The organism is Dapis brunnea BLCC-M229 (assembly GCF_050015995.1).
Lineage (GTDB): Bacteria > Cyanobacteriota > Cyanobacteriia > Cyanobacteriales > Microcoleaceae > Trichodesmium.
This window is the reverse complement of the sequence record NZ_JBNHEP010000113.1, coordinates 1-5,780: the sequence shown is the minus strand read 5'-3', so window position 1 is coordinate 5,780 and position 5,780 is coordinate 1. Positions and strand designations below refer to the sequence as shown.

General features: G+C 37.5%; 4 protein-coding genes. 1 reads left to right on the top strand and 3 read right to left on the bottom strand.

Translation table 11 applies throughout. The features are described 5' to 3' along the window. Positions 1-353 precede the first annotated feature (353 nt). Positions 354-1,685: a dihydroorotase gene (locus tag ACP6PM_RS13975; protein WP_426585559.1), complete on the bottom strand. Its 1,332-nt coding sequence runs from the start codon at positions 1,683-1,685 to the stop codon at positions 354-356. A gap of 1,099 nt (positions 1,686-2,784) precedes the next feature. Here ACP6PM_RS13975 and lepB point away from each other — a divergent pair. Beyond that, positions 2,785-3,435: a signal peptidase I gene (lepB, locus tag ACP6PM_RS13970; RefSeq protein ID WP_426585561.1), complete on the top strand. Its 651-nt coding sequence runs from the start codon at positions 2,785-2,787 to the stop codon at positions 3,433-3,435. 142 nt (positions 3,436-3,577) lie between these two features. Here the strand turns inward: lepB and ACP6PM_RS13965 are convergent, their stop codons facing one another. Together ACP6PM_RS13965 and ACP6PM_RS13960 are read right to left on the bottom strand one after the other, a co-directional pair. Further along, positions 3,578-4,090, bottom strand: coding sequence for a hypothetical protein (locus tag ACP6PM_RS13965; RefSeq protein WP_426585558.1), 513 nt, complete (start codon positions 4,088-4,090; stop codon positions 3,578-3,580). 231 nt (positions 4,091-4,321) lie between these two features. Continuing rightward, positions 4,322-5,620, bottom strand: a complete 1,299-nt coding sequence (locus tag ACP6PM_RS13960; RefSeq protein ID WP_426585557.1) for a dihydroorotase — start codon at positions 5,618-5,620, stop codon at positions 4,322-4,324. Between the last annotated feature and the right edge of the window lie 160 nt (positions 5,621-5,780).

Below are 5,780 nucleotides of genomic sequence, written 5' to 3'. Positions count from 1 at the left end.
TTTTCCTTCTATTGCGTATAGAGCAATAGTAGTTTCATTTGCTGAAGCTCTCGGAGGTAGATGATGAAATTTTTCTTTCTATTGCGTATAGAGCAAGAGTAGTTTCATTTACTGAAGCTCCCGGAGGTAGATGATGAAATTTTTCCTTTTATAAAGGTTTGGGATTAAGAATATAGTTTGGGTGACAGATAGAGAGATATTAACGTCTTCAAAAATTAATGAGCTTAGTTAGGGTTTGCTGAAAAAGTCTTTTTAAAGAGTAGTGGAGTAGAGGAGTAGGGGAGTAATTTTTTTGCCTTTCAAGTCAATTAAAAGTCAAGCAAAACTTCAAAAAAAGTCGCCATGAAAATTAATTAGGTAGCTGCAGAAAATGTCAAAGCTTGACCCCGAACCTCAGAATTAAATTCACCACGATTAAACACAACTTCTCCCCCAACAATAGTAATAACAGGCCAACCAGTTAAACTCCATCCTTCAAACGGACTCCACCCACATTTTGTCATTAATTCCTCTCTTAAAACAGGGCGATAATTATCCAGATCGACTAATACTAAATCTGCATCAAAACCAGGAGCGATCGCCCCCTTTTTGGGAATTCCATAACCTTTTGCCACAGCAGTAGACATCCAATTAGAAACTTGAGCAACAGAACATCTTCCCTGGATAGCTTGAGTCAACATTAAAGGCAAAGAAGTTTCCACCCCAGGCATTCCCGAAGGAGTATTCGGATAACCTTTACCTTTTTCTTCTAAAGTATGAGGTGCATGATCTGTGGCAATAAAATCAATTACCCCATCCAACAAAGCTTGCCATAAAACTTCATTATCCCAAGCAGATTTTAAAGGAGGATTCATCTGAGCTAAAGTACCAATTTTTTCATAAGCACTTGTATTTAATAACAAATGTTGAGGCGTAACTTCAGCAGTTACCCAACTAGGTTTATCTTGACGCAATAATTCAGCTTCATCTCCAGTCGAAGTATGCAAAATATGTAACCTCCGCTGATATTTTTTCGACAACTTTAAAGCCATCTTAGTTGCTAACAAAGCAGTTTCATTATCCTGAATTTGTGAATGAGTAGCAGGGTCAGAAATACCAGCAAACTGTTTTTTTCTTTCATCAATTCGAGCTTGATTTTCAGCATGAACAGCTATTAATCTTTTTCCCTTAGCAAAAATAGGCTCTAATTTTTCCTCAGTATCTACTAACAAAGCTCCGTGCATAGAACCCATAAAAATTTTAATTCCAGGAGTAGGATTAGCTGTTAATAGATCGGGTAAATTTTCTGCCGTTGCCCCAATAAAAAAACCGAAATTAACCAAACATTTTTGAGCTGACCGTTGTAACTTATCATCCAATGCTGCTTGAGTCGTAGTCAAAGGTTTGGTATTAGGCATTTCCAGAAAAGAAGTAACACCACCTTTCACACAAGCTCGACTAGCGGTAAATAAATCTTCCTTATGTTCCAATCCAGGTTCCCGAAAATGTACCTGGGGGTCAATTACTCCTGGTAATAAAGTTAAACCTTCAGCATCTATGATTTTTTCTGGAGCTTCTGAAGATGAAATTTCTGGAGCAACTTGAATAATTTCTCGGCCTTGAATTTGAACATCACCAACTAAAAATTCCCGATTGGGTAAAAGGATGCGGGCGCGACGAATTAATAAAGAAGAGATAGGAGACATAATAAAAATTGGGTTTTAAATTGATATTATTTTAGGAAGTAGGGAGTAGGGAGTAGTAATAGCAGGTCTAGACTAAAATTGTGGGCAAGTTCGAGCACATATTTGGAAAATCTCCCGATCTCCCCATCTCCCGATGTGTCTTTTCGGAAAATGAAACAGCCCTACCTTATAGGGACAGGAAGTCTAGACTAAAATTGTGGGCAAGTTCGAGCACATATTTGGAAAATCTCCCGATCTCCCCATCTCCCGATGTGTCTTTTCGGAAAATGAAACAGCCCTACCTTATAGGGACAGGAAGTCTAGACTAAAATTGTGGGCAAGTTCGAGCACATAATTGGGAAATCTCCCCATCTACCCATCTACCTAATGAGTCTATCCCACTAATACGATTTTTAAACATTTCACGATTTTTCCATTAGCTCAATATAAGGGTTTCAACAAACAATAATGAGATAGGTTCATCTGTCTTTTGAGAGAATGAAAGAACCCTACTTTGTAGGGGGCTATGCTTTACCCAAATATGTTGAATTCCTTACAGGATAGGTGAGACGAGGGAGAGGAGTCTGATCGGGAAGTGAAGACAAACCTGCCATTTCTCATATCTAGGACAGAAGTAGCTAAAAGTGAATAAGGCAATGAAAGCCATTTGCAAACTCTTGCTAGCTACTATAACCATCTCCCCACACGGACCACACTCCCTACCCTGCATACTTCTAAGACTTATGGGCAAAGCATAGCCTTGTAGGGAAGGGGGTTAGGGGGAAGGGGTTCTCCAAATTTTCAAGCCAGACACGCTAGTAATTCGGGAAACAGGAAATAGAAAAGAAGAAAAACAACACCTCAGTAACTTGAGAAACGCTATAATGTTATTTTAATCCTAAATATATTATACTTCCATAGCATAGGTATAATTATGACTATAAACTCAAAAACCTAAAAATGTAGTCCTATAATTTTGAACGTTATATGATTGAGACTCCAAGGTATTTTTAATAGGTAGGTAAGGTTGTAAAGTCAAAAACAAATCCTGAATACCCTAGGGCTAAAATCCATAAATAAAACCAGTATTTTAAAATTAATTATTTGACAAATATAAATGATGAATAAAGAAGAAAAATCTACACATAAAGAAAATTCAAATGAAGAAAATCCTATAATTGAGTCAATTAAAACTATTGGACTTAGCGTGATTTTAGCTATAGGAATTCGTCAATTTGTTGCTGAAGCACGTTATATTCCTTCTGGTTCGATGCTACCAACATTACAAATTAATGACCGTTTGATTATAGATAAATTGGGTTATCAATTCAAAAATCCGGAAAGAGGAGATATTGTGGTTTTTAATCCAACAAATGAACTTAAAACCCAGTACAAAGATGCTTTTATTAAACGGATAGTTGGATTACCTGGAGATCGAGTAGAGTTGAAAAATGGAAAAGTATATGTTAACGATCGGGTAGTAGAAGAAACTTATGTTGCTTCAGATTTGAATCCAGCGGAACTTGAGGCGAGAAAGGTTAATCACCAACAAACTAGAATAGATGTTTGTCCTCCTGATAAAAGGTTTCTTTCTCAACCTGTGACAGTACCTCCAAATTCTTATTTAGTCATGGGGGATAATCGTAATCATAGTTATGATGGGCGGTGTTGGGGTTTTGTTCCTTATGAAAATATTATTGGTCGAGCTATATTTCGCTTTTGGCCTCTCGATAGTCTTGGTACAATAGATGAATTACCATTGTACAAATGATGAAATTTATAGAGGTTAGTACGCCACAAATATTTAGAATTATTTGCATAGTAATCTATAATAGTAGCCTAAAAGTTAAACAAGGCAACACCACTATTAATTAGTATAGATAAAAAGTAGTTACTAAAAATCAGACTTTAACTTAACTGGAGCCTTGAGGTTGATTTTCATTTAGTTCCGTATCCCGGAAAAATTTACGAATAATTTCAACATCAGGCTCGACCTCAATCCACAGGCGGGCGCCACCTGCTTGACTCCTATTAGGTTTATGAGGTCGATAGACGATTTTGCAATTTCCTAGAATTTCTACTTCGTGGCAACGATTATTTCTTTCTCCTTGTTTAACAGAAATGGCTGGAAGAGATGTGCCGTGGTCTCGGTTATAGTCAATTTCTCTTCGCAGCACATGGATAAAAGTATTGCCTGTACGGAATCCTTTATTCCAAGTTCCTTGAGGACCTCGACGACCAGGGGTAATTTCTGGCATTCCTCGACCATTTAAAGGAATTACCCAAAAGCGTTTAACTTTTTTGGCTCCTTTGAGACGACCTTGCCTAAGAAGTAATCTTAGTCTAGCAGTAGAAATATTTAGAAGAAATGCTGCTTCTGTTGTACCAACTTTATCTGGTTTAGTTTCAGTATTTGTATCTTTCATAAACTGTTTCGGAATATATTTTGGATAAACTAAGTAACTATTTTAATAATGGATAATTGATATAGCGCTTTCCATTGTTATGAGGTACACCATCGCGGTCAAGATGCCAGCACTACAAGATTTTCACCATTTACCCTGTACATCATTCTCTCAAAATCTGCTGTAATTAGGGTTTGCTGAAAAAGTCTTTTTACTGTTTCGGAGTACATTAAGGATAAAAAGTCAAATCCTTTAAAATTTCAATTCCAGGACACGACCTTGAATTTGTTTTCCTAACCAGGGTGTATTGATAGAACGAGATTTCAAAGTTTGCTTTTCTACTACCCAAATTTCTTGAGGTGCAAATAGGGTAACTTCTGCTAACTCTTGAGGTCTTATCTCTCCAGGACTTAATCCTAAACATTTGCTAGGAGTTGTACTTAATACTCTCCATAAATCTAAAGCAGACAATTCTCCCGTTTCGACAAGATTCTGCCATAATAAAGGTAATGCTATTTCTAGTCCTATTGTTCCTGGGGGTGCTTCAGAAAAAGCAACAGTTTTCTCTTCATAAGAAAAAGGAGCATGGTCAATAGCAATAGCATCTAAAACCCCATCCTTGAGACCTTGAACTAAAGTCAAGCGATCGCTCTTATTTCCCAGAGGAGGTTCCAAACGTAAATTCGGGTCATAAGGAACAAACTCAGTATCTAAATGAGACTTACCTTCTATAGCTTGAGTATCTAACAACAAGTGCATCCAAGTCGTACTAGCAGTAATAGGCAAACCCCTACTTTTAGCAGCTTCAATCAACTCCACACTCCGAGCAGTAGAAACTCGCATAATATGAACCGGAGTACCAATAGTATCTACTAACTCTAACACAGCAGCCAAAGCAGAACTTTCAGCCATACTCGGAACCCCAGGCAAACCCAAGCGAATAGAATCATATCCCTCTCGCATCACCCCATTACCTGCCAACCCAGAATTATTGCAAAATAAAGCCACAGATTTATTCAGAGGTTTCAAATATTCCAAAACTCGCCGTAACAAACTAAGATTTTCTAGAGGCAAACCATCAGCAAACCCGACAACTCCCGTTGTTGCTAATTCTCCCAACTCAGTCATTTGCTCGCCCTTTACACCTTGGGTAATAGCACCCCAATAATAAAGAAGAGGAAAAGCAGACTTATCATTTGCCTGAGTTGCCAAATTTTGTAATCTTGCCAAACCAGCAGGATTATCCACAGGAGGAAAAGTATTCGGCAAAATTGCTAATCTAGTAAAACCACCTGCTCTAGAAGCTTGCATTAAAGACTCTATAGTTTCCCGTTCCTCAAACCCTGGTTCCCCACTATGACTATATAAGTCTACTAAACCAGGACCTAAAATTAATCCCCGACAATCTTGAATATCTGTTTTAGTTGGGAACTCAGAAATATTTTCCTCAACTGCTGCTATTTTTCCATCAATAATTAAAACATCAGCAACTCGGTCTGTGTGGGAAACTGGATCTAATATTCGGACTTGTTGAAGTAGTTTGCTGTTCATTTGAAGAAGGTATAGCTGAAGTCATAATTCCGAATTGAGAACTCAGAAGTTAAATCCTTACTATGACCGATATAAATAAGGAATAGAAACCGGGTTTGTATTAGATAAACACCTACACAAAATTATTTACACAAGCCATGTTTACACAAAAAGGATTTCA

Bases quoted from the DNA above. Each gene is read 5' to 3' on its own strand.
- ACP6PM_RS13960 (WP_426585557.1), bottom strand. From the start codon at position 5,620: ATGAACAGCAAACTACTTCAACAAGTCCGAATATTAGATCCAGTTTCC.
- lepB (WP_426585561.1), top strand. From the start codon at position 2,785: ATGAATAAAGAAGAAAAATCTACACATAAAGAAAATTCAAATGAAGAA.
- ACP6PM_RS13965 (WP_426585558.1), bottom strand. From the start codon at position 4,090: ATGAAAGATACAAATACTGAAACTAAACCAGATAAAGTTGGTACAACA.
- ACP6PM_RS13975 (WP_426585559.1), bottom strand. From the start codon at position 1,685: ATGTCTCCTATCTCTTCTTTATTAATTCGTCGCGCCCGCATCCTTTTA.